The organism is Allobosea sp. 05T433 (assembly GCF_056396065.1).
In genome coordinates, this window is the sequence record NZ_JBFTKS010000005.1 from 32,446 (window position 1) to 56,494 (window position 24,049).

Sequence of the window (24,049 nt, forward strand, 5' to 3'; positions counted from 1 at the left end):
TGCAATCCGACCGAGCGACAAGACACTCCTTCGGGGCGATGTTGGGCAAGACGCGAACGCGGCCGGAATCGATTGTGGCCCCGGATAGAGCGTCCTCGCTCGAACGCGCCCGACACCTGTGACCCGGCCGCGCCGAAGGAATTGGCCTAGCGACGCGATTTCAAGAGGTTAGAAGTGGCGGAGACGGAGTCCGCCGTCGGGCCTTCTTGTTGGTTCCGGGCAAATCCGAAATAAGCAATTGATTCAGTATGGTTAACCGATCGAACGTTCTTGTTTGATCCGATAAGAGCCCTTATATTCCGGTCAATTATGTTGGTCGCAATGTTGGGTAACGAGGCGATGAGTGGGAGCAAGCCGTTTGGGAGGCATAAAGAGAAGAGCCTGACAGCCGCGACTGTTCGCAGCATGAGCGATGCCGGGTTCTATGGCGACGGCCAAGGACTTTACCTGAAGGTCGATCCGTCCGGCGCCAAGCGCTGGATCCAAAGAATGGTCATTCAAGGCAAGCGCCGCGACATAGGATTGGGTTCCGCGGCCCTTGTTGGCCTTGCCGACGCACGAGAAGCAGCCCTGCAAAACCGAAAGCTGGCCCGTTCCGGCGGCGATCCACTTGCTACACGGAAACGCGATGCAGCAGTGATGACATTCGAGGCTGCGGCCCATCGCGTGCACGATCTTCATTTGCCGACTTGGCGCAACGCCAAGCACGGCGCTCAATGGATCAACACGTTGCGCGAATATGCGTTTCCCCATTTTGGCAAGAAGCGACTGGACGCCATTAACAGTGCCGACGTGCTTTCGGCTTTGTCGCCCATCTGGAATTCACACCCTGAAACTGCACGCCGGGTGAAACAACGCATTGGCACGGTGATGAAGTGGGCCATTGCCCAAGGTTGGCGCGCCGACAACGCGGCAGAGGCGATAGCCAAAGCCCTGCCGAAGCACGATCGCTCAAAGGTAAGGCACCAGACTGCGCTACCTTACGGCGAGGTCGCATCAGCGCTTCGGCGCGTACGCGACAGCGACGCGTCCACATCGTCAAAGCTCGCGATCGAATTTCTCGTGCTGACCGCCACTCGCTCCGGCGAAACACGCAGCGCGGTGTGGGATGAAGTCGATACCGACAAGGCGGTGTGGACCATTCCGGGCGAACGCATGAAAGCGAAGCGGGTGCATCGTGTTCCCTTGTCGCCACGATGCATCGAAATCCTGAAATTGGCCAAACCGCTGAAGTCCGAAACCTCAAACTTCCTGTTTCCCGGCACTGTGAGCGGCAAGCCGTTGTCAGACACGACATTGTCCAAGTTGCTGAAAGAGCTTGGCATCAACGCTGTGCCACACGGTTTTCGCTCTTCTTTCCGCGATTGGGCAGGCGAACAGACAAGCTTTCCGCGCGAAGTTTGCGAGTTTGCGTTGGCGCATGTCATTAAAGATAAAGCGGAGGCCGCCTACGCTCGGTCAGACCTGTTTGAAAAGCGTCGACATCTGATGAACGAGTGGTTCGCCTATCTTAGTCGCAACACTCCCAAAACAAGCCAGTAATGAAACGCGACATCGAACTCGACACCGATGTGCCATTGGCGACAAAAAGCACCGGTAAGCCACTCTATCCAAGCGATCGCGATATTGTTGTCAAGGCGCACAAATTAATTCAACACAAAGAAGCGAGATCAATCCGAAGCGCACTTCGTGCTGCAATCGCCACTATCGAACCTAGTTGGATAAATGCGTTCGAGCAACATTATGATAGATTGTCGCGAAAATATAAAAAAATCTACTCAACAAACGTTCTTATAACTAATAAAACTTGCTAACATGACCATATATTTTTGATTCTTTTTCAGATCATTTCTTCTTGGACATTCCAAGAGGAGCACAAAATGATCGACAAAATCCTACGTCGTCCGGAAGTTGAAAACTTCACTGGTCTTAGCCGAAGCACAATCTACGAGGCTATTGCGCAAAATCGCTTCCCAAAGCCCATTCGCATTGGGAAGCGTGCTGTAGGCTGGCGGCAATCAACCATTGAAGCATGGCTGGCAGGACGCCCGTCATGAGAACTACCATCAGCTATGCATCGCAGCATCCGGCCATTGCCGACGACCGCCAGTTCTTTGCGAAGAACGCCCATCGCCAGTATCGCGCTAGAGGGTTTGATCCTACCGAGATTGGACTGCCACCCAATGTTATCCCGTTTGCGAAAAACGAAAATGGGCTAACGGCCGAAATCAATCTTGTAATATTGAAGCGTATAAAAGGCGGACGTGCTCGGTATCACTTCGCTACGTGCGAAGTCGTGCCATTGAATAGCGATGCGAGCATTAAGGCGTTCCTTCGCGCTCACGGCCAAATGCCCCCCCAGCGAGATCGAAGCCGGAGAGGATCATGACCGGTCGAAACGTTCATTTGGCCGCTTTGTACGCCTGCTACGACGTACCGGTGTTCCCTTGCCGCGAATATGGGGAGCGGGCCAAAAGTCCGTATGTTGCTAATGGCTTCCGTCAAGCGGATGCCAGCCCTGACACACTGCGGCAATGGGCCCGCATATACCCCAATGCGGTGTATGGCCTGCCGTGCGCGCCGAACGGGCTTTTTGTCCTTGATGCTGACCGGCACGGTAATGGTGACGGCGTAGCTAACGTCATGGCGTTATTCTCACAATGGCGGTTCGATTGGCGGACGGTTCCGGCTGTCAGTACTCCCAACAATGGCCTGCATTTCATCTTTCAAAGGCCGTCTGGTCTGGGAAAAACCAAGGGCAAGATCGCCGACGCCGTAGACGTGCGGGATAATGGGTACATCATCGCACCGGGCAACGCCTTACCAGATGGGCGAGGGTATGGGCTTGTGAATGGAAGGATTGCGCAACTCGCAGCCGCCATCGCCAATCGGTCATTACCGCTTATGCCAGAAGCGCTGATTGCAGCGGCAACACAACCATATTGCGCACCAACGCCACTTCGCGGTCCACCTACCGGCACGTTATTGACCGATCAGTTGGGCGGTTTGGTACGCGCTATCGTCAGCGCACCGGCTGGCAATCGCAACCGCGTGTTGTTTTGGGCATCGTGTCGGCTGGGCGCACTTGTTAACCAAGGCGTCGTTGGCCGCGATGTGGCTCTCGCCTTGCTTTTGGAGGCKGGGAAACAGGCGGGTTTAGGACATCGCGAAACATATACAACCGCTCTAAGCGGCCTTCGGCAAGGCCAGCGGGACGCTGCCCGTGGATGCTAACCCCGCTAATCCCGCTAACTGGTCGGGTGCCAACGCGACTGAATTTGCACAGACGCAGGCGGCTGAAATGTCCGTGCCGCCTGAAAAACGTCCCCTATTCCGCGAGTTACCCGCCCCTCAAGCTTTCCCAATCGAAGCTCTGGGACCGTTGCACAATGCGGCCTTGGCCATTCACCACGGGACGCAGGCGCCGCTAGCGATGTGCGCGCAATCGGCCTTGGCCGCCGCAACGCTCGCGGCTCAAGCCCAACGCGACGTGATATTGCCGGGCGGAGGCCGCAAACCGCTCACCGGCATATTCGCGTCGATTGCCGAAAGTGGCGAACGCAAATCCAGCGTTGACCGTGTTGCGCTCGACGCTGTCTATCAGGTTGAACAGGAATGGCGGCAACAATCCGAAGGCGAACGCCTTGCTCATATGAACGACAAGGCTGCTTGGGATTCGGCGCGGGACAAGGTGAAGCGCGGCAAGAACGATATGGCGACAGCCCGCAATGCGCTTGATGCCCTTGGCCCGGAACCGAAAGCGCCGCCCCACCCGATGCTGCTAGTCGCGGACCCGACGCCGGAAGCCTTGACGCTGCACCTTGGCCAAGGACGCCCTATGGCGGGCGTTTTTACGGCGGAAGGCGGTTTACTCATCGGCGGCGCAGCCTTCAACGATGAGGCCAGGATGCGCACCGCCGCACTTCTCAACACGCTTTGGGATGGCGACCCCATACGACGGTTGCGCGTTGGCACAGGTGAAAAATTCCTGCCCGGACGGCGTTGTTCGGCGCATGTCATGTTGCAGCCGGTTGTTGCAGACACGTTGTTCGGCGACAGCATGCTGGATGGCATCGGCCTTTTGGCCCGAATGCTGATTGTCGCGCCGAACAGCTCGGCGGGGACGCGGCTCTACCGTGAACCCGACAGGGGCACGGATTTGGTGTTGAACGACTACAACAATCGGCTGGCTTATTTGCTGAAGCGCCAGCTCGTCACGCGTCCCGACATGCCGGATGCCTTGGACCCGCCCCCCATGCGGCTGTCCCCTGAGGCCAAGGCGGTTTGGATCAGGTTCCACGACGAATGCGAACGGGCCATCGCACCAAATGGGAGATTATCGACGATCCGCGCGTTCGGGGCGAAACTTCCCGAGCATGCGGGGCGACTGGCAGCGGTTTTGACCTTGTTTGATGATCCGGACGCGATGGAAGTTCACGAAGACGCAATGCAAAGCGGCGTCACGCTCGCCAATTATTACGCCTCAGAAATGTTGCGGCTGAACGGCGGGGCGACGGTTTCCACTGAACTTCGGACAGCGCAACGCTTGCTGAACTGGTGGCAGGGCCAGCCGAACCCAATCCTGCATCTGGCGATGATCTATCAGTTTGGCCCGTCAGAGTTGCGGGAAGCGAAGGCCGCGCGTGCCGCCGCAACCATCCTTACCGAAAGCGGATGGATCGAACGCTTACCGCCAAGCACATTCGTTGACGGTAAGCCACGCAAAGAAGTTTGGAGGCTGGTTCCATGAGTGAAGGAAATCCGGGCTGGCCTGCCAATCCCGCTCATCGGGACGGTGAATTAGCGCCCTTAGCGCCATTAGCAGGGGGCGGGCACCCCACCGAACGCGATCCTCATGGCCGTTTTCTAACGGGAAATACTGGCGGTGGGAGGCCGAAAGGTTCACGGAACCGGCTTTCAGACGTGCTGCTTTCCGTTGTCGTCGATGACTTCGTTGAGCATGGGGCGAAAGCCATCGCTGAACTTCGCCAGAATGATCCTGCGACATACCTTCGACTGGTTTGCTCACTTGTTCCCAGAGCACTAATTATGAAACATGAGGAAGAAACAGTCACTGATTATGCCAAATTGAGCGATCCTGAGATAGTTCAATTGATCGAAGAAAAGCAGAAACGGAAATTAATCGAGAGCGCTCTAAATTCGATCTGATATATAATATTACATACCTCTTGAAGCCGAGCCTTGCTGGCCCCCTTCACCCACCAGATTTGTCTGGGGCGGGTGTATTGCTCGGAGTGGATGCGCAGCAGGCGCGATGATCCTTTGCTTGCCGTTTCAAGCTGTTCAGTGTGGCCGCCGCTGGACAGGGCAGGAAGCACGATCATGAGACGACGGTTGATCATGCCCTGATGTGCGGGTTGATTACCGCCGGACCGGTGATGCGTCGCGGAGCTTCCTCTGTCTAGCAGCCAGCGTCGGACGGAATCCGGCTGGTAGTGGATGCGAGGGTTCTCCTGCCGTGACCCTGCCTCCAGCCTTGCCCAGCTTTGGATGGATTGATGCGGCTGGTGACCTCCTTGCGTTGTTGCTCAACAGCGTTGAACGCTCAGGCGGCAGGCGGCAGGCGGCTGGGCCTGCCTGGCGATGGCCCAGACGAAACCCGCCAGTTCGCGGGCGATTGCGGCGGTGACCAGGTTCGGTGGCTTCCCCGCCCTGGCGAGCTTGCGGTAGCGCCCGCACAGCCGTTCCTGCGCCTTCCAGGCCGTGTCGCGGATCGGCTTGGCCAGGCCCTCCTGGCGCAGCAGAAGCTCCCGGCTGATCCGGGCCGGGAACCGGTAGCTCCAGGCCGCTTCGATCAGCATGCGCCGCGCCGTGCCGTTCCCGGCCTTGGTAATCGCGCCCTGGCGCCGGGTGCCGCCGCTGGAGTGCTCGGAGGGGACCAGCCCGAGATAGGCCATCAGCTGCCGTGGATTGGCAAAGCGGGCGATGTCGCCGAGTTCGGCGACCAGCGTCGCCGCCGCCACCAATGCCAGGCCGCGCAGCGCCTGCAACGCCCGCACCACCGGTGCCAGGGACCAATCGGATAGCGCCGCCGCGATGTGGGCCTCCAGGCGAACGCGCCGCGCCGTGGCCGCCTCGACGGCGGCGATGCAGTCTTCCAGGACGAGGTGGTGGGCCGCCTGCGCAAAGCGCAGCCCGGCCAGCCATCGCCGGTGCATCAGGGTCCAGGCGGGGCGGTTGTAATGCCGGCCTTGCCGCAGCAGGAAGCCGGACAACTGCTGGCGAGCCTGCCGCAGGGCGCGGACGGCCGCCTGACGCGCCCGCACCAGGTCGCGGACGGCCTCATGCGCAGGGTCCGGCACCCACACCGGCGTCAGCTCGCCCGCCCGGTGCAGCCTGGCCAGGTTGGCCGCATCCCGCCGGTCGGTCTTGATCCGGTCACCGGGTTTGCGTGGGATCAGCGACGGCGCGACGACCACGCATCCGTGCCCGGCCGCGCTCAGCTGCCGCTGGATCCCATAGCCGCATGGCCCGGCTTCGTAGCAAAAACGAAGGGCTGCGCCCGAACGCGCCAGCTTGCTGGTCAATGCCTTCAGCGCCGTCGGGGTGTTCGCAATCGTGCCGAACTCGCGGACCTCGCCCCGCTTGCCCGCCTCGGCCAGCGCCACCGCGATCGTCTCCTTGTGCACATCAAGGCCGACGCAGATGATAGGCTCTCCATGACCCGTCTCCTATGCAAGAGGCTCGGTGCCGGACCACCCGGCGCAACCCTCGCAACCTGCATACTGTGAGACGGGTCGCCCCTATCTCAGGCGGACATATGGTCTAGGGTCAAAAACAATGAGCGACGTTACGGGATAGAACGGGTCTTGGTTCGCCAAACAGACCTAGGAATCGTGTATTCGACAGTTTTTTGTTCGGTCATTTGCAGGCTTGCTGGATCTTCTACCCATTGTATCACAGCAGGATCAGATGATTTAAAGTTCTCGACTATGGCGAGAACGTAGTCTCTTCTTCTAATTTTAGCTTGATCATATTCTGTTTTCGTTAAACTGGGAGCGCAGGTACCTACAGAGCTTTTAACCTCTACAACCTTTACAGTAGTGTGCTTGACTATTTTTAAGTCATACCCAAATTTGCTTCGTGTTTCGTCTGTGACGTTCCAGCCCGCTGCGGTCAAGGTCGCATTGACTGCTTGTTCAGCATCCCACCAGCCGCTTGCAGTAGGCGGTGTTGGAGAGGTTGTCGTGCCGATTGAGGTTGGGTGCGGCATGGTCCTCGCCTTTCGACCCACGGGAGATCGCGGAGCGGGTAGCGGTGGCAGGCCGGGCAGCGTCACAGAGGGTGTTGGAACGGCCGACGCCACCGGCAATCGGGTCCAACTAATTCCGGGAGCTGCAAGCGCAAGCGCCGTATGCGCGACGGACGCGGGGTCGTCGTCAAAATAGGTCGCGGCTTCTGCGGCAGTGAAACCAAAATCGATTAGGAAGTCGCCGACATCGACACCATTTCGTCCTGCCGCGAGCAAGCTTTCGTGGTATATGGCAACAATTAGCGCAGCGATTGGAATCCTTATGCCGTTTGACGGCCTCATAATTCCCGAATAGAATGCCGTATCAGACGGATCATGTACGGTGTATTCTTCGGTTATAGGGTCCTTGCGGAACATCTTTGGATGATCTTCGGCGCGGTATTCAGCCGAATTGCCCTTTATGTTGCACCAAGATTGATTGAGCGTCGTCGTACCAGCCGGTCGGAGATGGCGGCATGCCTTCCTGGAGCTATTAAGGAATGCGGAGCTCTGCAGCTCCGAAACAGAAGCGTAGCATATGAAGCCCTTCTGCAAATTGAAGTTGTTGCGCCAAATATTCGCGGGCCCCTTTAGAGATCCTCTTGTATTTCCCGTAGGTACTTTATGGGAATTTTTAAATATAATTGCGATTTGATCTTTCTTAGGTCCGTCTAACTTTCTGTACAATCCGTCAAGCAGATTTTGCAGCTGGCTCGATTCTATGCCTCTGATAGATCCAATTCTGGGTATCTGATTGCCATAATGCTTGCAGGCGAGGAAAATCTGGGCTGCCCGCCCTTTAAAGTCGTGACCGACTGCTTGCTTGAGAACCTTTAGGGCCTCATCATAGACGGCCGGAACGTCGATCGGAATCACGCGGCGAGCCTAGATTTGTGGTCGCGTGTCGATGCTAGATAGCGCTGCGGCGACAGTTGTCCGCGCATCAGCGACTGGTACGACGACATGGTGGCATTGACGTATTCGCTTTCGCTCCCGTCTTCTCCGGCGGTGAGGCGGGGTAGGTCGTTGATAGCTTCGGCCACCGTTACGGCTGAAGCAGTGACTAACAGGTCGCCATTGATCAGAGAACACCATTCTGTGGGCTTTTTCGGCGCGGTCCTGATACCGCGTCGAACACCAACGATCACGACCCGTACGCGTCGTTGGGGAACGCCGAACTCGGCGGCGTTCATTTTCCAGACCTGTGCGTCGTATCCCGCGTCCTCGAAGCCTCTCATGATACTTCGCAGGAAGGCGCCTCCTGACATGCTCAAAAGTCCAAGGACATTTTCGAACACGAAAAGGTCGGGAACCATCTGTTTCAGGAGGAAGGAATAGCGGGCATGTAGGTGGTTGCGCGCATCGTCCTCCGAACGCTTGTTCCCACCAGTTGAGAAGCCTTGGCAGGGCGGCCCTCCCACAAGCGCCAGGGGGCGCAGCCTGTCGCGCTGCTGCGACGACGCCACGAGGTGGTTTATGACGTCATCATCGTTCATGTCCCCGACTACGGCGAGAGGCGCCAAGTTATGGTTGAATGCTTGAACCGCTGCCTTATCGAGATCGGCGGCTGCAAGTGTCCTCCATCCCTGCCATTTGAAGCCAAGTGAAAGACCACCGCACCCGGCGAACACATCGATCATATCGCCAGGAGTTCCAAGCGCTTCTGCAACCTGCATGGCAAGAAGAGGTGGGACGGCATTGCCGATTTGCTGGCAGATGGCGCGCTGGGATCCGTTGAAGACGAAGTCGTCTGGAAAGGATTGTAGGCGCGCAGCCTCTCGGTGGGAGATGGTTCGGTCCTGCGAGGCATCCGGATGTAGGAAGCAGCCGTTCCCAGGTCGAGTGTAGTATGTGCCGATCGTGTAGCTGGGAGCGTCGGGCCGAAGGCGTCCGTAGTACGTGGAACGAGATCCCTTACCAGCCACGAAGCTCTCCCTGATCTGCGCCAGACGCGCTGAAGGGACATTCTCGGGTATGTTCTGCCAGTTGCCGCCGGGCGGTACGGAACGGGCAAACTGCAGATCAAGTGCGCTCAGCTTAGCGCTCTGGTGGTTGGGGATCATGATTTCACTCACTCCAGCCTGTGGCGCTGGTTAAGGCTTCGCGCTCCCATTCTTCCAGTTTGGGGAAGTCGTTGAGCAGACACGCCATGTCGCTGCGATCCAACCGATATGCCTTCGCCACTGCGATCTCGAGGCGACGCTCCGCATCCACGTCGCGACCACGCATGGCCTCGTGTGCGAGAGATGACAATCGGCTGACCAAAGTAGCATCTAACACGGGCACCCTTGCCTGTCGGACCACGCCAAGGGACATGTGACCAGTGGTCAGCCGCGCGCGGACCTGAGCTTCCACGACAAACGACGAAAGCAGCGCATGGAGGGCGGCGGTACGCTCCGGATCACCATCCCGGTAGCAAGCCACGTGAAGGGAATTGCCTGCGATCCATCCCGCCGGGATCACGGTTCCGATCATGCGCCGCTTGGAGGTCGTTCTGGCCACGTCGCGCCAGACGGCTCGAGGCCTTCCCGCCGAATGGAACCCAGCGCAGAGATTGGAATGAACCGACATTGAGGGGTTTTCTACGATGCCGTGGCGGCTGATCATGCGCCCCTTGATGAAGGGATGCCGGGTACCGGCGCCCACCTTCTCCGAGATACGGGTTTCGTCGAGTTCACGTCCGAGCCAAAGATGCGTGGGACCTTCACCCTCCCACGACTGAAGTGTAGATAGGCAGCTGAATTTGTCGACGAGTTCGTCGAAGCCCGAAGGGCGGCCGACAGGTATCGTCCAGCCACGATTCTCCATCGCCGAGCTGCTCAACGCGATAGTCTGTTCGCCGACAGAGCGCCGATCCGCATCGAATGAACGCATCCGTCCGGTTCCGGACGCGCGGCCGCCGGCGCGCATCGTCAGTGCGACCACCGGTTGATCCACTCGCTCGAAGAGGCGCGCCTCGGATGGATATGCCGCCACGTCCAAGAGCTTGCCCGATTTAAATGCCTTGCGGCGCATTGCGGTCGAGGACTGGTCGCCCATAATAGTGGCCGGCAGTATGATGCCGATGATCCCGCCCTTACGTGCGATTCTGAGGCCTAGGTCCCATCCGCACCGTGCGAGGTTCGTGGCCCACCCTCCCCAAGCGTTGTCCGCGCGAGCATCGGGGAATCGCGTATCGAGGCGGCGCGAGATGGCGCGCAAGTCTTCTTTGTAGCGATCGGCGTCGACTTCTGACAGATGTCGGAGCTCTCGGCTGTCAGGCTTTAGCAACTCCCATGGGGGGTTGGTGATCACCAGATCGAAGCGCGGCGAGAGGTCGCCAGCGAATGAGTCGCCGACGATAACCTTCGTTTCGACATCCATGCCAAGGTTGCGCGCAACGGCGCCCACGCGGGCAGCAGCCATGTTGACCGCAGCGGGCTCCCGGTCGCGTAGTTCGATTAACCACTTGAGGCTCGAGAGCTTTGGGCTGCCTGCTGCAGCGGAGAGCAGGGCAACGATGAGACGTCCGTCGCCACAGAACGGGTCAGTCGCATGCACCTCAGTCAGCGTTGCTGAGGCTATAGATGACACCATCTGGCCAGCCAGATCGTCAGCAAGCTGCGTAGGCGTATAGAAGCGGCCGGACACCCGTTCAGCGAGAGTTTTGCCGTTATAGGCACCCTCGCCCGGCATGTGGCTCGTGATATCAAGCATCATTCTTTTCCCGTGGGCGTTTCCGTACAGCGCTGCACGGGAAGCGAAATCAGTGACATTTTCATTCCTCAAGTGGCCGTGATTCCGCATGTTCCGATCGTAGGTTGGATGGGTGAAACGGCAACTAGATTTGATAGATTGACCAGCAGGAGGCGTTCGAAGGCAGTGTGTGTGGCGTCACCGCCTCACTTTTATCCTCAGAGGGTTGCCCTTCGTTAGTGCTCAGGTCGGCGGTCGCGCTGCTACCTTTCCGCTTCTAAATTGTTCTGATCGGGTGCGTAATCGCACCGCCGCTTGGTGAAATCCTCGATCCGCGGCCCGTACTGCGGCATCGGCGCCCAGGCGTTGCTGCCAAGTCTACTGCCCAGGCCTCCGGCAGACTGTGCGGTTCGCGCGAGAGCAAGGACACATAGGATTTGCGCGGACTGCAGCAAGGAGCAGAAGGTTAAACGTCGCAAACTGCAGGAGCGGCCTACATATGGATGTGAGCGTTTCCGAGGGCCTCGCCCGTCAACGGTCGCATCGTCCGGCAAATTCCTGCCTATACCGATATGGAATGTTGGGCGGAATGATGGGCGATAGAACGCCCTCTTCATATTCTTATTATTTATCAATAAGTTATGGAGGTAGATGGCGGAGACGGAGGGATTCGAACCCTCGATACCCTTGTGGGGTATGCTCATTTAGCAAACGAGTGCCTTCAGCCTCTCGGCCACGTCTCCGTTACCGGCTCTATGCCCGATTGCCCGGCGCTTTGACAAGCCGTCAGTGTGAAAGATTATCAGCCATCTTCACCGGGCTGAGGAAATCGCCGATGCACGCTGCCCTGAAAGTGATCGTGTCGCCCGCGCGCGGAGGCAGCCGCCTGCGCTGTCTTGGGGCCGGGCTCGCCCTCCTGGCTGCTGCCGCGATTCCGCCTCCGGCAGTGGCCCAGGCGCTGTTCGTGGCCTGCGACAATGGTTTGCGCTGCGTGCAGGCGCCCTGCCCTTCGAAGGATGTCGTTCTCGTGCCGTCAGGCCGGCGCTATGCGAAGACCGATCCCGACCTCTCCAGCCTGCCGGCCGCGGATGCTGCGCGCCGCGACCTCACCAGTGGCCTCTATTCCGGGCGTCTCGTCCTTTCCGGCACAGTGGAGGACGGACCGCCGGTGCGAATCACGGCGACGAAGATCCTTCGCCGCGCGACTGCGCATGAGGCTGCCCTCTGCCGGCGCCGCTGAAGCATCGGCCGGAAAAGTGGATTGCGGTTTTCGGGAAAGCCGATGCAATCACAGATGATCTAAGGACACGCCGTCAGCGCGTCGGCTTCACTGCGCCGGCAATCACGGCGATCTCGTCGGTCCAGATCCCGCCTGAATAGCCCGCGGGCAGACGGGACAATTCGGCGAGCGTATCCAGGCCCGTCGAAAAACCGCCGCCCTGATAGGGGCCGAGCGCGAAGACCTGGGTGCCGGCGCTGTCGAGACGGTTGAGGAAGCGGTTTGGCCAGCCCCAGAGCCATGGGGCGATGTTGATTGGCACCAGGACGATCGTTCCCCGGCAGATCCCGGGCATCACGCCGGTCCAGCCATAGGCGACATAGCGCGTCAGGCAGCCGATCTGCGTGCTCCTGGACATGGCCGGGATATCCGGTCGGAGGCGCCGCAGCGTCTCGACCGGCTCGTCGCCGCCATAGACGATCAGGCGCGCACGGGCCTTAGGCGGCAATGCCCCCAGGACTGCGGCGAGCTTCTCGCCCTCGTTCCTGTCCCGGCTCTTCACATTGATGGCGAAGCGCCGCCCGGGAAAAGCTGCAAAGACCTCGTCGAGCGTCGGCATCATGCCGATGCCCTTCCCGCGCAGCGGATGGGTCCTGCCACCATCGGCGGTATAGCCATAGCCGACATCGAGCGCCTTCAGCTGCGCCATCGCGTGCTCCCGCGTGACACCCTCGCCGTTCGTGCGACATTCCAGGGTCCAGTCGTGGAAGACCGCGAATTGGCCGTCGGTGGTCGGGTGCACGTCGAGCTCGACGATATCGGCGCCGGCCTCAAAGGCTGCCCGCATGGATGGCAGCGTGTTCTCGATGAAGTCATGGCGCGGCGGCAGCATGCGCGCGGCGCTGCAGACATCGGAGCGCAGGTCGGTCTTGTCGTAGAGCTGGGTGATGCCGCGATGGGCGAGCAAGGTCGGCCGGCCCTGCGGCCGGGAGGCCAGGAGACTGCTGTTGCTGATCAGGATGAAGAGCGTGAGGAGAAAGAGCGCGGCGAGCGCAAGGCGTGGGAGACGGCGCATCACTTCATCCTTTGAACCGCGGGCGCGAGCGCCTATCAATGTTCCCGAAAACGGGAGCATGAGAGCAATTGCTCCCAAGTATGGGAACATTATGATCGCACCAGCATGATCGTCATCGGAGCCTCGGCCCTGGCCGAGTATGGCGAGGCGCACCCACAGGCCGGCTCTGCTCTGCGCGCCCTGAATGCGCTGCTGCGGCAGGCGAGCTGGCGGGCGCGCGACGAGATTGCGCGCGATTGCGGCGCCGTTGCCCGCTTCGTGAGCGAGGATGCGGTTGCGCTTGCCTTGCCGCATGTCGGCTGCAGCGTTGCCTTCAGGGTCAATTTCGAGCTGGGCGTGATCCGCATCACCGCGGTCACCGCCCTCAACGAGGAGGACGCAAGGTGAGGGAGCGCGAAACCCTTCCCGTCAGGCCGATCAGGAGCGAAGCGGATCATCACGCGGCGCTGGCCGAGATCGACCGGTTGTTTGCCGCGGAGCCGGGCTCCGCGGCGGCCGACCGGCTCGAGGTTCTGTGCCTGCTGGTCGCCGATTACGAGCGCAAGACCCATCCGATCGCGTCGCCGGACCCCATCGCCTATCTGACGCTCGCGATGCAGGCCAAGGGGCGGACGCAAGCCGACCTCGCCGAGCTCCTCGGCTCGCGCTCGCGCGCTTCGGAGGTCCTGAACCGGCGGCGGCATCTCTCGGCCGAGATGATCGCCAAGCTCGGCGAAGCCTGGGGCGTGGCGAGCGAGCCGCTCTCGGTGCCCTATGCGGTGGCGGGCAGCATCAAGCGCACCGCGCTGCGCGGCGCAGCCCTGCTCGGCCTCCTCGCGGGCCTGAGCGCATCGGCGATCGGCGGCCTGTTCTGGGCTCACGGCGGGGACCTGCCGAGCACGGCCGAGATCGCAGGCTATGTACCGCCCGATCTCGAGCGCTACGGCCGGGATGGCGGCCTGACGGCGTATCGCCGGCCGGTGCCGCTCGCGACCATCCCGCCCCATGTGGTGAAGGCCTTCCTCGCGGCGGAGGACCAGGACTACTACCGCCATGGCGGCTACAGCCTGCCGGCCATCCTGCGGGCCTCAGCCCAGAACCTCGCGAGCCTGGGCGAGAGCCGGACGCCGGCAGGCGCCGCAACCATCACCCAGCAGCTCGCCAAGAACCTGCTGCTGCCGGGCCAGCCGCCCTCGCTCGCCCGCAAGGTGAAGGAGATCGTCCTGGCGAGCCGGATCGAGGACGCTCTGAGCAAGGACCGGATCCTCGAACTCTACCTGAACCAGATCTATTTCGGCGGCTACGCCTATGGCATCGCGGCGGCCTCGGCCCAGTATTTCGGCAAGAGCCCGGCCGATCTCAGCGTCGCGGAAGCCGCCTATCTCGCCGCCCTGCCCAAGGCGCCGAACACCTACCGGCTCGACATGGCCGACAACCGCGGTCGCGCCAAGGAGCGGCGCGACTGGGTGCTCCGACGCATGGCCGATGACGGACTGATCACGGCCTCCGCAGCCCAGTTCGCCCAGGCCGAGCCACTGATCGGGCCGTGAAATCGACAGACCTCAGCCTGCGATGGCGCTCACCGTCCTTGCTCCGGAGCGGCGCAGCGTCAGGATTCAGGCTAGTGGGAGATCGGCACCGTCGCCAGGAACTGCTCGACCGCCAGAGGCACGATATCGACATCGGGCTGCGCACTCGACAGCCCGGCAACGATATGGCCGAGCCACAGCCTCATGCTCTCGCTGCTGGCGGCCTGGAAACAGAGTGACGGCTCGATATGAGCCCAGGCGATCTCAAAGGCCTCGCGCGCTGTTGCGAGTTCGAGGAGTTCGGGAAGGGAGCTGAACGGCATCGGGCACCTCCGGCACCCGCGAAACTCAGCATCGAACCCGACCTGCGGCAAGATGACGAATTCCGACCCAGGGCCCCCGCCTCTCGCAGAATGCCACAGCTCTCGCAGCGTTCAGTCGGGGCGCTCAGTGTCCGCGATGAAGGTCGCGCCGATCGAGTGCTGGCTGCGCCAGGCGATCCGCACGCAGCTGTTGATGTGCAGGGCCGGAGCGATCAGCCTGAAGACGTCTGGCGCCTCGAACCCCATCGGCACGCGCAGCTTGACGCCGGACACCGAGACATCGCGGATAATGCAGGGAATCTCGTTGTTCTGGCCGGGAAGCCGGATTCGCGCTTCCTGCACAACCTTCTTGCGGTGGTGGCGGCGCTCTTCAGTCTGACCCGGCAATTCGCAAATCCCCGCCACGATCGATCGGTTCAAGTCTATCTGGAACCTGCGCCCGGCACGTTAACCGATGACGTACAGCCCGCGAAGAGTCCGGGCAAGCTTGCCGGACCATCCGGGCCGCCAACCCACAATGAGTTGATCGACTTCCACATGACAGGCCAGCATGGATGGGCGGCGACGCGAAGCCACCGGAGCGCCATGGCTCGATGGGCGTGAGCGATTGCCGTGGAGGAGAAGAGATCATGCGCCATTCTCTCAAGCTGAAATCGCTTCTCATGCTCTTCGCCCTCCTAGCGAGCGTCGTGGCGCCCCTGCCCAGCCTGGGCACGGCCGAAGCGCAGGTCCGCTCCTCCAGCTCGCCGCAGATATCGGGGCAGACTGTCCGCAGGGGCCACCATTCCAGCGCCCAACGGCCCGGCAACGGGGCGCATGTCAGCCGGCCGCAGCACCGTCCGTATAAGCGCCCGTCGCATGTCCATCGGCCGAGCCCGCAGGTCCGGCATCATCGCCCGGGGCCTGTGACCGTCGTTCACCCGCGGCGTCACTGGCATCGCGGCGGAGCGGTTGCAGCGGGGGCGGCGCTCGGCTTCATCGCCGGGGCAGCGGCTGTCTCGCTCGCCGGCCCGGCGCCGCGCGCGGGCTATTGCTGGTACTACACCACGCCCCAGCGCATGACCGGCTTCTGGGACTGGTGCCCCCGCTGAGCGGGTGCCTCGCTCCAGCCGAATGCCCAAGGTTACGCGCCGGAAGAGCTCGGGACCATCACCTCGGAAGCGGTGAGCGATGCCGGTGGTCACCCCTTTTCGGCGGCGCGCGCCTGGAACAGCCGCACGAAGGCATCGAGCTCCGCCCGCTCCAGATCGGAGATCGCCCAATAGGTGAAGGCGCGATCCTCCCAGGTCACCAGTGAAAACCCCCGTGCCGAGCTGCCGCTGGGCCCGGCGGGCGGCTGGGACGAGACAGCGCGCGGCAAGGCGACGACCGAGATCAGATGCTCATTGTGGCGGTAGACGAGGGTCGGCGCGACGTGATTGCCGATGACATCGATGCGTGCGCCGACGAGGGGAAAACCATCCCGAGCAAAGTCGTCGGCCGGCGGAGACAGGCCGATCTTGGCGTCAAGCCATGGCTTGACCTGGTGTCGATCGGACGAGGCCATGTCGACCGGAGTGGGTGCGATGAGGGCCCGGCGGTGACTGCTGGCGATGTCGCCCGCCATATCCTCCGGCGCCACTCTCGACACGCCCCAATAGGTTCCGCCCCCGGCCAGCAGGCTGGCGATCAGAGCGGTTGCGGCCAGTGCGCGCCAATCGAAACTGCGAGCCGGCCGCGCCGATGCATCGGCGCCGATCGCAATGACACGCTTGCGCAGCTCGGCACTGGGCTCCGGCCGGGGCAGCTGCCGCATCGCGCTGCGCAGGGCAACGATCCGCGCCCTTTCCGCCGCGAGGGGCGGATCGGTTGCGAGGCGGCGCTCGAGCGCAGATGCACTGGCCGCATCGAGTTCGCCATCGACGAGAGCGTGCAGAAGCAGCCGCGCTTCGCCTGGATCGATGGGCTGGCCGTCACGCTCGGTCATTGCGTCCCCCAAGCTGGCGGATCAGGATCGTGCGGGCTCGCGACAGGCGGGACATGACGGTGCCAATCGGCGCCGAAATCAGATCGGCGATCTCGCGATAGCCCAGCCCATTGATATCGCGCAGCACGAGAACCTCGCGGAACGGCTGGGGCAGCGCTGCAATCGCCGCTTCGATCTCTGCCGCGTCGGCGCGGGCGATCATGGCCGCCTCCGCATCGTCATCGCCTGATGGGCCAGAAGCCAGGAGATCCGCATCCGTGACCTCGTCGAGCGGCACGAGCATCGGCCCGCGATTCCTGGCGAGCCATGTGTGACAGGCATTGCGCACGATCGCGAGAAGCCAGGCGCGAGCGCTGCCGCCTGCATAGGTTCCGATCCCGGCATAGGCGCGAAGGCAAGCCTCCTGGACGACGTCTTCTGCATCATGTGCATTGCCCGTGAGCCAGCGGGCGAAGGCCAGCGCATCCGCAAGATGGGGCAACACCACCTCGCGAAACCGTTCGGCGGAAGGGTCGCCGCTTGCTGCCACTGTCGGCTCGCCGTCTGGACACCCGGCCACAAGGTCCGATCAGCGGGAAACGCGGATCTTTCCCTGCATATGCGGATGAAGGCTGCAGAAATACGAAAACTCCCCCGGCAGGGTGAAATCATACGCGAAACTGTCCTTCGTATCGAGCGCGCGGGATCTGAACGAGCCGTCACCCGCGACAACCAGATGCGGTTCGTCATCCTCGTTCCGGAACGTGACCGTCGTTCCGGCTTTCACGGTGAGGTCCGGCGGAACGAAAGCGAAGTTGGAGATCCTCACCAGCGCCTCCTCCGCCCCCGCGGGACGGGATGCGGCGAGGACCGACAGGACGATGATCGCGCCCGCAGCCCAGAGGGGCCTGTGCCTGCAAGTCATGTCGCTCTCCCGATTGCACGGTTACGCCATCCCTCGTTCAGCCGCGCGCGAGCGTGCTGTCGATGATCGCCAGATCGTTTGCGCCCGGGCGAATGGCGACGCTCGTAATGCCGAGGAACTTGCGCAACTCGCCAGCCGGGACGGTCAGGGGACCGGGCGAGGAGGCGGTCCCCGGCGCCGGCTGCGGAAAGGCCGTGGACCTTGCAGTGTGAAAGGTCACATTGCCTTCCACCTTCTGCATGATCTGGTGGATATGGCCGTTGAGGATGGTGACGGACCCGAAGGGCTTGAGCAGCGCAAGCGCCTGCGTGCTGTCGGCGGTGCCCCAGCCCCAATCGGCATAGACCGTCCAGAGCGGGATATGCGCGAAGACCACGATGGGAGCCGAGGCGCTGCGGCCGCGCAAATCGTCGGCGAGCCATTTCAGCTGCTCCGGCCCGAGCTGGCCGAGCCCGCCGGCCTTGAGGTTCACGACGTTGACCAGGCCGATGAAATGCACGCCGCCTTCGTCGAAGGAATACCATCCGGCGCCCTGCTTGCCCTTGCCGTACCGCTCCGAATAGGCCTGTCCGTTCCCCTCGTCGATCACGTCATGTTCGCCAGGCACGTAGTGAACGTCGAGCCTCGCGCCGCCGATGACACGCGCCGCATCATCGAATTGAGCGGCCGTGGAGAGATGCGTGATGTCGCCCGTGTGGATCATGAAGGCGGGCTTGGCCGGGAGCGCCCCGATCTGGGCGATGGCCTCGGTGAGCGTGTCGAGAGCATGCGGGTTCGCGGCCTTGTCGAAGCCGACATGGCTGTCGGATATCTGCAGGAAGGTGAACCCCTTGGTGACCGCTTCTGCCGCCTCGGCCTTGCCGAGCAGGCCCAGCGAGACCGGCACCCCGCTCGCAACCGTCCAAAGCACGCCGGTTCCGGCCCAGATCATGCATTCGAGCGTCTCGCGGCGGGTGGTGTCAGGCCGCCCATTGTCGATCCGATGATGTGTCATGGTCGATCTCCCAGGAACGCAACCACGCTGCGTTCATTGAGGAGACAGCTCTGCAGCGCCGTTTATTCCCGAACCTGCGAATTTTCGTCATCGGCTTTGCGCAACGGCGTCCGCGGCATGCGCGAGGCCCGAATGCGCACGGGATGCAGGAGGGGTTCGCGCACCCTGATGTCATTGCCTGGGATAATGGGCCGGAACGAAGCAGAAGGCGGGCCTCGCCTCCTGCAATCGCAGCGCCGACACAATGCGAATTCTCGCCCGCCGAACGGTTTCGCCGTGGACGATGCAAGCAATCTTGCATCGTGGAGGCTCGCATGTATGGATAAGATACGATTTCGGCTGCTCGATTCCTGTCTGCAAGCCTTGGCTCCTTCTCCAGCGCGCGCAGGCACGGTCAGCAGCTCTTACATGTCTACCACCGGTCGAAATTACCGAATGTAATTTACTAAGGGACCACGGCTATGGCTCTCAAGCTACTCAATGCAGATGCGATCCGCGACAGTGCGTTCTCACTGCAGCCTTATCCGCATTTCCTTGGTGAGAACTTTCTCAGGCCTGAGGCCATCCCCGATATACGTCGGGATTACCCGACCATTACGAAGCCTGGCTATCTGACCGTCGACGATATCGAGCTGGCGGGAAGCTTTAAGCAGCTGATCGATGAAATGGAGAGCCCGGACCTCACCGAGGTGCTTTCGCAGCGCTTTGGAAAAGACCTCCACGCCTTTCCGCGCCTGACCACTGTGCGAAAGCTCTCGCAGGCCAAGGACGGCCGCATTCACACCGATGGCCCGAGCAAGGTCATGACCGTGCTGCTCTATCTGAACGACGACTGGTCCCCGGCTTCGGAAGGCCGGTTGCGCGTGCTCTATGACGGCACGAATTTCGAGCCCTTCGCCTGCGAGGTGCCTCCGACGATGGGCGCCGTTTTCGGCTTCCTGCGCTCCGACAACTCCTGGCACGGCCACAAGCCCTTCGCGGGCGAGCGGCGTGTCGTTCAGACGGCGTGGATCACCGACGCATCCGAACTCGAGCGCAAGAAGAGCAGAAACACGGTCGCGAAGTTCTTCAAGAGCATCTTCGGCCGCTAGATTCCATGTGGAAGGCCCACTCGGCAGACCGGCGCAGATTTTGCGCCGGCCTTGCGCGGGCCATCGCGATGACCGACCGAAAGCCGAAACAGAGCGCATGGCGCCCATGGCCCATAGGGCGTCGGCGCCAAATTCGCGATCAAATCAAAGCCTCGATAAGCCATCCGGCATGACCTATTGTCATCGACCTGTGTCACCCGCCGAGGCCCGCATCTCCAGCGAAGCGCAATGTTGAGCAATCGCTCCGGCCCGCCTACGCTCTCCCCGTGACAGACCTTCCCCCCGCTTGGGCCCATCTTCAGCCGTCCTCCCTCAAGGCGCTCCTTGAGCCTCCCGGCAGAGTCCCGCAGGCTGTTCGCCTCACGCCCGATGACGTCTCGGTCGAGGTCGCGCTTCAGGCTCCCATGGTTATCGCCGCGAGGCTCCTGCTGGCGCTTGCCGTGGAGACGGGCGGACTGGTCCTCACCCCTGCGGGCGCCCTGAAGCGGGCCGATGTCCGGCATGTCTTCGACCGGACGGAGTGGCCGGGATACGACAAGGCCACCACGCTCGCGACGAACAAGGTCATCAACGAGCACGATGCCTACGGGGTCCTGTTCACACGGATCGTGCTGCAGGCGGCCCGGCTCCTGCGGAAACGTTCGGGGGTCCTGAAGGCGAGCAAGGCAGGCAAGGCCATGCTGGCACCCCAGGCCGCCCCGGCGCTGCTGGCCGCGCTGTTCGAAGCGACATTCTGGAAGGTGAACCTCCAGGACTTCGACCGGAACCCGCTGGAGTTCTGGCCCCAGCACCACATGGGCGTGATCCTGTGGAGCCTGTCGGTGACGGCGCATGGCTGGTCCCATGCGAAGGACCTGATGCCGGCCTGCACGATCATGGAGACCATCGGGGACCCGATCGCTCCCGACTTTCCCGAGTTCGCCCTGACGACGCGGGTGCTCCGGCCGCTGTCATGGCTCGGGCTACTCGAGAGCCGACGATCGGAGAAGAGGCCCGATGGCGGGCTCGATGATGACGTCCGAAAGGCGCCGCTGTTCGACCAGCTCTTGCGATTTGAAGTGGAGCTGAAGGGCGGCAGCGAGCCGCGACACTGAAGCGTTCATTTCGCAAGCTGGATGTTTGGCCCGGCCAGCGGGTTGCGGGCGCCTGCAGCCGTCAGCAGCGACGCACAGAGCCATACGAAGAGAGCCGGCACGGTGTGGCCGGGAGGGTTTTCGGCCCTCTCAGCTGCCGGAAGCGGAAGTCCATAGCTGGGAGGGGGGAAATCGTGCTGGATGCGATGCTCAATCTGGTAGCCGAGTTCTTTCTTCAGATCATCGGCTACCTGACGGGTAAGGTGCTCATTCGCGGCCTAACGCTGGGCAGGCTCGCGATCGGTGACTACGGAAGACGCCCCTTCTCCCTCTATTGGCGCGTGAGCGGCCGCACAGTCCTCAGCGGCGATGTTGCGATCTTGATCGGATGGGGGTTTTGGCTGGCGCTTGCCATCACGTCCATTGTCATCTTCAGGCAGACCATCTCACCGGAACCATAGAGCAACTCCGTAGCCCCCTGCCGATGCGCCACCGTTGGAACCCAAGCTGCCACCTCGCCAGCTCCTGAAGGGCTTGATGCAGGTGTTGAGCTGGACAGCGTCCGCGGGCCGGCGCGCGAAGGCCGGTCGCGCGGAAAGACAAATCGACCGGCCCACTCTGTTGAAGTCATGCTTTGCGACGGTTGGGGCGTATCAACGCTCCCTGTTCGATCTGACGCGCCCGACGCAGCGAGCTTCCCCGAGATTCGGGTTCAGGACCTCAAAGGCGAGGCCAGGACAATCATTTGCGGGAGCCGGCCCGTCCGGGAGAGAGTTGATGGCGAAGTTGCTTGGACGAATTTGACGATAAGTCGTGGTCTTGCCGCCGTCATAATATCGCGTCGTGACCTGCCAGTCGGCCCGGCTTTCGAGCGGAACAAGCAATGCGAAAGCCCAGGTTCCTCCAGCGACGGCACTTGTAACTCTTCTCAGCATCGCACGTTGGCCCGGCAAAGCGGGGCCCGCGTACGATTTCGGCGCCTCCTGTATCATTCAAAGACATCCAATGGTTGCATCGATAACGATTCAGCAACCATTGTGCCGATGCCAGCTTGCGCCCCTCCGTTCCGCCGACGCGCCCCGACCCTGCAGGTGCGTACCGGGTCTGTCTGCCGCGAACGGGCTCCACAACCGCCGGAAACGAACTCTGCAGGCGCGCGTATTCTCCACGCCCCTCGGCTACTCCTGTGCCGCGGCAAACTGGCCCCCGCCCCTCCCGATAGGGAACAGGCTGCAAGGTCCGCTCCGCGCTAGCCCCCAGTCCGATCACTGGCCGGCGACACAGACCCCAAGCTTTAACACGGTGCCGGCCGGGCAGGTCTTCGCGCTGCTGGCATTCGGCTGTGCCTGTGGAGAGATGGCATTGAAGGATTCACAGCACGCCCCCCGCACGTAGTAGCCGCTTGGGCAGCCACCTGTGATCTCAATGCGATCCTTGCCGTCGCGCGTGGGGCGGCAGGCACCGGCAGCGAGAGTCACCTGGGCGATCCCGAGAGCTGCGAGAAAGAGCAACGTGGCAGCAATGATTCGAGCCATGCGCCGAGCATTCCGCATTGGAGGCTTGAGGTCCACCCGGGGCGACTGTCACTCCGAGGGTAGGGTTCGTGAGGACGCAATGATTTGCTACGGCCCATGCGACGAGCGTCTTCAGGCCCGATAGGTCGCTCCCGTTCACCGTCGTCGGGGAGATGGGCTTTCGGTGGAGCGCGTTTTCTTTGCTGATCACCCCCTTGGAGGGGGAATGGTGCCCAGAGCTGGAATCGAACCAGCGACACTGCGATTTTCAGTCGCATGCTCTACCAACTGAGCTATCTGGGCATCCGGCGAAGCGCCAGGCGCTTCGTGTTGGTGGGGGCGATATAGAGGGTGATTGGCGGGCTGTCCAGTCGCTTCAGCCGGCTTCCGATCAAGTCTCGTCTTCGCGTGTGGGTAACCCGGTTTCAGCCTCCTCCACCGGCTCGCCGGGAATGACATAACTGCCCTTCAGCCAATGGCCGAGATCGATGTCGCGGCAGCGTGACGAGCAGAAGGGCCTGAAGCGGTGCACCGCCGGCTTGCGGCAGATCGGGCAGGGTCTCGGCGCCGGCGGGGGTGACGTGTCCTGATTCTCAGCCATATTTGAGCGTGATGCCTCCATCGACCACGAGTTCGATGCCGGTGACATAGCGCGCTTCGTCACTGGCAAGGAAGAGCGCGGCATAGGCCACGTCCCAGGCCTCGCCCATATGGCCCATCGGCACCTGCGCATCGCGCGCCTTCCACATCGCGGCGATGTCGCCCTCGCCATAGGCCTGCGCGAGGCCGGCGGAATGCTCAACCATCGGCGTCTTCATCAGGCCGGGCAGGATCGCGTTCACGCGAATCTTCTGCGCCGCGTATTGCACGGCGGTCGTGCGGGTCAGGTGATTCAGCGCCGCCTTTGTGGCGGAATAGCTGGCATAGGGCACCCCGGTGTGGCGAATCGAGGCGATCGAGGAAATGTTGATGATCGAGCCGCCCTCGCCCGTCTCCTCAAACTGGCGCTGCATCACCGGGATGACGTGTTTCATCGCCAGGAAGGCGCTGGTGACATTGACCTTGAAGACCCGCTCCCAGGTCTCCTGCGGCAGATCGACGACGCTGCCGACCTCGGCGATGCCGACATTGTTGTCGAGAATGTCGATGCGGCCATAGCGGCCGAGCGCCTGGCCGACGAGATCGGCGATCGAATCGGCCCGGGTTACGTCGGTCTGGACCGCAAAGGCCTGGCCGCCCTCGTTCTGGATGATCGCTGCCGTCTCCTCGGCGGCATCGCGGTTGAGATCGGCGCAGACCACCCTGGCGCCCTCGCGCGCAAAGATCGTCGCGGTTGCCTTGCCATTGCCCCAGCCGGGCCCGATCGAGCCTGCGCCCGCGACGATTGCGACCTTGCCCCTCAAGCGTTCCGTCATCGGCCCCATCCCTGGTTGCGCGCCTTGCGCTGCCGAAGCG

At 62.0% G+C, this 24,049-nt stretch carries 26 protein-coding genes and 2 tRNA genes; 12 read left to right on the forward strand and 16 right to left on the reverse strand.

Annotation, left to right across the window (positions count from 1 at the left end; genetic code table 11):
- Positions 1–321 precede the first annotated feature (321 nt).
- The 5 genes from AC1DGP_RS08220 to AC1DGP_RS08240 all read left to right on the forward strand — a co-directional run bounded on the left by AC1DGP_RS08220 (position 322) and on the right by AC1DGP_RS08240 (position 5,169).
- On the forward strand, positions 322–1,542 hold the full coding sequence (locus AC1DGP_RS08220) for a tyrosine-type recombinase/integrase (protein WP_476831975.1): 1,221 nt from the start codon (positions 322–324) through the stop codon (positions 1,540–1,542).
- A 338-nt stretch (positions 1,543–1,880) separates the two neighbouring features.
- Positions 1,881–2,057: a helix-turn-helix transcriptional regulator gene (locus AC1DGP_RS08225; protein ID WP_476831976.1), complete on the forward strand. Its 177-nt coding sequence runs from the start codon at positions 1,881–1,883 to the stop codon at positions 2,055–2,057.
- Between the two features lie 328 nt (positions 2,058–2,385).
- Complete coding sequence (locus AC1DGP_RS08230) at positions 2,386–3,234, forward strand: bifunctional DNA primase/polymerase (RefSeq protein WP_476831977.1); 849 nt, start codon at positions 2,386–2,388, stop codon at positions 3,232–3,234.
- Positions 3,224–4,750 carry a YfjI family protein gene (locus tag AC1DGP_RS08235; protein ID WP_476831978.1) on the forward strand — a complete coding sequence of 509 codons (1,527 nt, stop codon included), beginning with the start codon at positions 3,224–3,226 and terminating at the stop codon, positions 4,748–4,750. Before AC1DGP_RS08230 ends, AC1DGP_RS08235 begins: the two co-directional genes overlap by 11 nt.
- Complete coding sequence (locus AC1DGP_RS08240) at positions 4,747–5,169, forward strand: hypothetical protein (RefSeq protein WP_476831979.1); 423 nt, start codon at positions 4,747–4,749, stop codon at positions 5,167–5,169. Before AC1DGP_RS08235 ends, AC1DGP_RS08240 begins: the two co-directional genes overlap by 4 nt.
- Before the next feature lie 380 nt (positions 5,170–5,549).
- Here the strand turns inward: AC1DGP_RS08240 and AC1DGP_RS08245 are convergent, their stop codons facing one another.
- The 5 genes from AC1DGP_RS08245 to AC1DGP_RS08265 all read right to left on the reverse strand — a co-directional run bounded on the left by AC1DGP_RS08245 (position 5,550) and on the right by AC1DGP_RS08265 (position 11,670).
- Positions 5,550–6,671: an IS110 family RNA-guided transposase gene (locus AC1DGP_RS08245; RefSeq protein WP_476832055.1), complete on the reverse strand. Its 1,122-nt coding sequence runs from the start codon at positions 6,669–6,671 to the stop codon at positions 5,550–5,552.
- A 140-nt stretch (positions 6,672–6,811) separates the two neighbouring features.
- Positions 6,812–8,128 carry a protein NO VEIN domain-containing protein gene (locus AC1DGP_RS08250; protein ID WP_476831980.1) on the reverse strand — a complete coding sequence of 439 codons (1,317 nt, stop codon included), beginning with the start codon at positions 8,126–8,128 and terminating at the stop codon, positions 6,812–6,814.
- A complete protein-coding gene (locus AC1DGP_RS08255; RefSeq protein ID WP_476831981.1) occupies positions 8,125–9,315 on the reverse strand; it encodes a DNA cytosine methyltransferase in 1,191 nt (396 codons plus the stop codon). Before AC1DGP_RS08255 ends, AC1DGP_RS08250 begins: the two co-directional genes overlap by 4 nt.
- A 4-nt stretch (positions 9,316–9,319) precedes the next feature.
- Complete coding sequence (locus AC1DGP_RS08260; protein WP_476831982.1) at positions 9,320–11,038, reverse strand: Alw26I/Eco31I/Esp3I family type II restriction adenine-specific DNA-methyltransferase; 1,719 nt, start codon at positions 11,036–11,038, stop codon at positions 9,320–9,322.
- A gap of 541 nt (positions 11,039–11,579) precedes the next feature.
- Positions 11,580–11,670 (reverse strand) — tRNA-Ser (locus AC1DGP_RS08265).
- Between the two features lie 92 nt (positions 11,671–11,762).
- Here AC1DGP_RS08265 and AC1DGP_RS08270 point away from each other — a divergent pair.
- Entirely contained in the window at positions 11,763–12,167 is a 405-nt protein-coding gene (locus AC1DGP_RS08270) for a hypothetical protein (RefSeq protein WP_441507887.1), read from the forward strand.
- Between the two features lie 73 nt (positions 12,168–12,240).
- Here the strand turns inward: AC1DGP_RS08270 and AC1DGP_RS08275 are convergent, their stop codons facing one another.
- Complete coding sequence (locus AC1DGP_RS08275; protein ID WP_476831983.1) at positions 12,241–13,221, reverse strand: glycerophosphodiester phosphodiesterase family protein; 981 nt, start codon at positions 13,219–13,221, stop codon at positions 12,241–12,243.
- 105 nt (positions 13,222–13,326) lie between these two features.
- Here AC1DGP_RS08275 and AC1DGP_RS08280 point away from each other — a divergent pair, with 105 nt between their 5' ends.
- On the forward strand, positions 13,327–13,608 hold the full coding sequence (locus AC1DGP_RS08280; protein ID WP_441507889.1) for a type II toxin-antitoxin system HigB family toxin: 282 nt from the start codon (positions 13,327–13,329) through the stop codon (positions 13,606–13,608).
- Complete coding sequence (locus AC1DGP_RS08285; protein ID WP_476831984.1) at positions 13,605–14,750, forward strand: helix-turn-helix domain-containing protein; 1,146 nt, start codon at positions 13,605–13,607, stop codon at positions 14,748–14,750. The genes AC1DGP_RS08280 and AC1DGP_RS08285 overlap by 4 nt, the downstream gene beginning before the upstream one ends.
- Before the next feature lie 71 nt (positions 14,751–14,821).
- On the opposite strand, the gene AC1DGP_RS08290 is transcribed toward AC1DGP_RS08285, so the two are convergent.
- Positions 14,822–15,052, reverse strand: a complete 231-nt coding sequence (locus AC1DGP_RS08290) for a hypothetical protein (protein ID WP_441480806.1) — start codon at positions 15,050–15,052, stop codon at positions 14,822–14,824.
- Positions 15,053–15,163: 111 nt separating this feature from the next.
- Positions 15,164–15,439: a PilZ domain-containing protein gene (locus AC1DGP_RS08295; protein ID WP_441507892.1), complete on the reverse strand. Its 276-nt coding sequence runs from the start codon at positions 15,437–15,439 to the stop codon at positions 15,164–15,166.
- A gap of 242 nt (positions 15,440–15,681) precedes the next feature.
- Here AC1DGP_RS08295 and AC1DGP_RS08300 point away from each other — a divergent pair, with 242 nt between their 5' ends.
- Positions 15,682–16,143, forward strand: coding sequence for a hypothetical protein (locus tag AC1DGP_RS08300; RefSeq protein WP_441493055.1), 462 nt, complete (start codon positions 15,682–15,684; stop codon positions 16,141–16,143).
- A gap of 89 nt (positions 16,144–16,232) precedes the next feature.
- Here AC1DGP_RS08300 and AC1DGP_RS08305 read toward each other — a convergent pair whose 3' ends face one another.
- The 4 genes from AC1DGP_RS08305 to AC1DGP_RS08320 are packed head-to-tail and all read right to left on the reverse strand — an operon-like array spanning position 16,233 to position 18,916.
- Positions 16,233–17,018, reverse strand: a complete 786-nt coding sequence (locus AC1DGP_RS08305) for an anti-sigma factor family protein (protein ID WP_476776981.1) — start codon at positions 17,016–17,018, stop codon at positions 16,233–16,235.
- Positions 17,005–17,547: a sigma-70 family RNA polymerase sigma factor gene (locus AC1DGP_RS08310; protein WP_476776980.1), complete on the reverse strand. Its 543-nt coding sequence runs from the start codon at positions 17,545–17,547 to the stop codon at positions 17,005–17,007. Before AC1DGP_RS08310 ends, AC1DGP_RS08305 begins: the two co-directional genes overlap by 14 nt.
- A gap of 39 nt (positions 17,548–17,586) precedes the next feature.
- The gene (locus tag AC1DGP_RS08315; protein WP_441493058.1) at positions 17,587–17,922 is read right to left on the reverse strand and encodes a cupredoxin domain-containing protein; all 336 of its coding nucleotides are present in this window, start codon (positions 17,920–17,922) and stop codon (positions 17,587–17,589) included.
- Positions 17,923–17,959: 37 nt separating this feature from the next.
- Positions 17,960–18,916 carry a metallophosphoesterase family protein gene (locus AC1DGP_RS08320; protein ID WP_476776979.1) on the reverse strand — a complete coding sequence of 319 codons (957 nt, stop codon included), beginning with the start codon at positions 18,914–18,916 and terminating at the stop codon, positions 17,960–17,962.
- Between the two features lie 461 nt (positions 18,917–19,377).
- Here AC1DGP_RS08320 and AC1DGP_RS08325 point away from each other — a divergent pair, with 461 nt between their 5' ends.
- The 3 genes from AC1DGP_RS08325 to AC1DGP_RS08335 all read left to right on the forward strand — a co-directional run bounded on the left by AC1DGP_RS08325 (position 19,378) and on the right by AC1DGP_RS08335 (position 21,541).
- Positions 19,378–20,007 carry a 2OG-Fe(II) oxygenase gene (locus AC1DGP_RS08325; RefSeq protein WP_476831985.1) on the forward strand — a complete coding sequence of 210 codons (630 nt, stop codon included), beginning with the start codon at positions 19,378–19,380 and terminating at the stop codon, positions 20,005–20,007.
- Between the two features lie 266 nt (positions 20,008–20,273).
- Positions 20,274–21,101, forward strand: coding sequence for a hypothetical protein (locus AC1DGP_RS08330; RefSeq protein ID WP_476776977.1), 828 nt, complete (start codon positions 20,274–20,276; stop codon positions 21,099–21,101).
- A gap of 173 nt (positions 21,102–21,274) precedes the next feature.
- Positions 21,275–21,541, forward strand: a complete 267-nt coding sequence (locus AC1DGP_RS08335; protein WP_476776976.1) for a hypothetical protein — start codon at positions 21,275–21,277, stop codon at positions 21,539–21,541.
- 804 nt (positions 21,542–22,345) lie between these two features.
- Here AC1DGP_RS08335 and AC1DGP_RS08340 read toward each other — a convergent pair.
- The 4 genes from AC1DGP_RS08340 to AC1DGP_RS08355 form a co-directional block, all read right to left on the reverse strand.
- Entirely contained in the window at positions 22,346–22,615 is a 270-nt protein-coding gene (locus AC1DGP_RS08340; protein WP_476776975.1) for a hypothetical protein, read from the reverse strand.
- Positions 22,616–22,821: 206 nt separating this feature from the next.
- Positions 22,822–22,897, reverse strand: a tRNA-Phe gene (locus tag AC1DGP_RS08345).
- Positions 22,898–22,985: 88 nt separating this feature from the next.
- Entirely contained in the window at positions 22,986–23,195 is a 210-nt protein-coding gene (gene yacG, locus AC1DGP_RS08350) for a DNA gyrase inhibitor YacG (RefSeq protein ID WP_074471494.1), read from the reverse strand.
- Positions 23,188–24,009, reverse strand: a complete 822-nt coding sequence (locus tag AC1DGP_RS08355) for an SDR family NAD(P)-dependent oxidoreductase (RefSeq protein ID WP_476775667.1) — start codon at positions 24,007–24,009, stop codon at positions 23,188–23,190. Before AC1DGP_RS08355 ends, yacG begins: the two co-directional genes overlap by 8 nt.
- Between the last annotated feature and the right edge of the window lie 40 nt (positions 24,010–24,049).

Excerpts from the sequence above, each read along its gene's own strand:
- AC1DGP_RS08220 (WP_476831975.1), top strand. The coding sequence starts at position 322 with ATGTTGGGTAACGAGGCGATGAGTGGGAGCAAGCCGTTTGGGAGGCAT.
- AC1DGP_RS08225 (WP_476831976.1), top strand. The coding sequence starts at position 1,881 with ATGATCGACAAAATCCTACGTCGTCCGGAAGTTGAAAACTTCACTGGT.
- AC1DGP_RS08240 (WP_476831979.1), top strand. The coding sequence starts at position 4,747 with ATGAGTGAAGGAAATCCGGGCTGGCCTGCCAATCCCGCTCATCGGGAC.
- AC1DGP_RS08255 (WP_476831981.1), bottom strand. The coding sequence starts at position 9,315 with ATGATCCCCAACCACCAGAGCGCTAAGCTGAGCGCACTTGATCTGCAG.
- AC1DGP_RS08260 (WP_476831982.1), bottom strand. The coding sequence starts at position 11,038 with ATGCGGAATCACGGCCACTTGAGGAATGAAAATGTCACTGATTTCGCT.
- AC1DGP_RS08270 (WP_441507887.1), top strand. The coding sequence starts at position 11,763 with ATGCACGCTGCCCTGAAAGTGATCGTGTCGCCCGCGCGCGGAGGCAGC.
- AC1DGP_RS08275 (WP_476831983.1), bottom strand. The coding sequence starts at position 13,221 with ATGCGCCGTCTCCCACGCCTTGCGCTCGCCGCGCTCTTTCTCCTCACG.
- AC1DGP_RS08280 (WP_441507889.1), top strand. The coding sequence starts at position 13,327 with ATGATCGTCATCGGAGCCTCGGCCCTGGCCGAGTATGGCGAGGCGCAC.
- AC1DGP_RS08290 (WP_441480806.1), bottom strand. The coding sequence starts at position 15,052 with ATGCCGTTCAGCTCCCTTCCCGAACTCCTCGAACTCGCAACAGCGCGC.
- AC1DGP_RS08300 (WP_441493055.1), top strand. The coding sequence starts at position 15,682 with ATGCGCCATTCTCTCAAGCTGAAATCGCTTCTCATGCTCTTCGCCCTC.
- AC1DGP_RS08305 (WP_476776981.1), bottom strand. The coding sequence starts at position 17,018 with ATGACCGAGCGTGACGGCCAGCCCATCGATCCAGGCGAAGCGCGGCTG.
- AC1DGP_RS08315 (WP_441493058.1), bottom strand. The coding sequence starts at position 17,922 with ATGACTTGCAGGCACAGGCCCCTCTGGGCTGCGGGCGCGATCATCGTC.
- AC1DGP_RS08320 (WP_476776979.1), bottom strand. The coding sequence starts at position 18,916 with ATGACACATCATCGGATCGACAATGGGCGGCCTGACACCACCCGCCGC.
- AC1DGP_RS08325 (WP_476831985.1), top strand. The coding sequence starts at position 19,378 with ATGGCTCTCAAGCTACTCAATGCAGATGCGATCCGCGACAGTGCGTTC.
- AC1DGP_RS08340 (WP_476776975.1), bottom strand. The coding sequence starts at position 22,615 with ATGGCTCGAATCATTGCTGCCACGTTGCTCTTTCTCGCAGCTCTCGGG.
- yacG (WP_074471494.1), bottom strand. The coding sequence starts at position 23,195 with ATGGCTGAGAATCAGGACACGTCACCCCCGCCGGCGCCGAGACCCTGC.
- AC1DGP_RS08355 (WP_476775667.1), bottom strand. The coding sequence starts at position 24,009 with ATGACGGAACGCTTGAGGGGCAAGGTCGCAATCGTCGCGGGCGCAGGC.